Source organism: Marinomonas sp. HM11-D, from assembly GCF_057626615.1.
On record NZ_JBMMKT010000034.1, the window covers coordinates 1 to 1,476 of the forward strand.

Here is a 1,476-nt window from a genome sequence, read left to right on the forward strand (position 1 = left end):
ATGTAGCGCCAGTAGTTAGCGTCGATAAGGTTGTTGCTTTCGATCAAGCAGAGGGAGCATCAGCAAATGATCTGGTGGCCGAGTTTACTTCTTCTGATGAAAATGGTGATGAAGTTACAGTTACCTTGAGTGATACCACTAATTACGCATTAAATGGTGATACGGTTGTATTGACGGCTGCTGGTGCGGAATTAGTGAATGCAGGCGAGGATTTACCATCGTTCACTTTGACGCCAAACGATGGCAAGAAAAACGGCGAAGCAGTATCGGTAGACCCGACTGTTAGCACCGAAAATACAGCACCAGTTATTGAAGTAACAGAACGCTTTGATTTTAGTGAAGCTGATGGTGCGTCTGAAGGAGCCCTTGTAGCAAGTTTCACCAAGAGTGATGCCGACGGTGATAGCGTTACTGTTACCCTAAACGATACGACTAATTACGCTTTAAATGGTGATACTGTTGTATTGACGGCTGCTGGTGCGGAATTAGTAAATGCAGGCGAGGATTTGCCGTCGTTCACTTTGACGCCAAACGATGGCAAGAAAAACGGCGAAGCAGTATCGGTAGACCCGACTGTTAGCACCGAAAATACAGCGCCAGTTATTGAAGTAACAGAACGCTTTGATTTTAGTGAAGCTGATGGTGCGTCTGAAGGCGCCCTTGTAGCAAGTTTCACCAAGAGTGATGCCGACGGTGATGATGTTACGGTTACCCTAAGCGATACGACTAATTACGCATTAAATGGTGATACGGTTGTATTGACGGCTGCTGGTGCGGAATTAGTGAATGCAGGCGAGGATTTACCGTCGTTCGCTTTGACGCCAAACGATGGAAAAGAAAATGGCCAGTCAGCTTTTATTAACCCGATCGTAAGCCTTGATACTGAGATTGCTACGCCAACTATTAGCTTTGAAAATACGGGTACTGACCAAGTTTACAACAACGACGAGGTTGGCAATGATGGTACGGTAACTGCGACTATCTCTGTTACAGGATCAGAAGTTGGCGACACGCTGACATATAAAGTGAACGATGGTGAAGAAGTCTCGATTGTTCTGAAGCAGAACCACCTAAACAATGGCGTGTCCTTCGAGGTGTCACCAGAAGATAGTGTTACGGCAAACCTATCAGATAATGCAGGCAACAAGTCATCCGATGTTGTAGAAAAGGCTCCTGCAGCAGATATTGATGGCCCAAGCGTATCCATTATAGCTTCTGATGAAAATCTATCTGCAGGCCAAGAGACAACAATTACATTCAAGTTCAGTGAAAATGTGACTGGCTTTGAAATTGGAGATATCAAAGCCGATGGTGGCGATGTAAGTAATCTTCAACAGGTAGAGGGTGATACTTGGACTGCAACGTTCACATATACAGGTGACGAAGAACCAAGTGTCAGTGTCGCGAAGAATAGCTACGCAGATACAGCAGGCAATAAAGGATCGGAAGGTTCGTTAATATTTAGTACCAACGATG

1 protein-coding gene is annotated in these 1,476 nt (G+C 45.1%); it reads left to right on the forward strand.

The features are described from left to right. Positions 1–1,476 (forward strand): Ig-like domain-containing protein (locus ACOSVP_RS18545; RefSeq protein WP_487348971.1); only part of this gene is annotated, 1,476 nt, incomplete at both ends.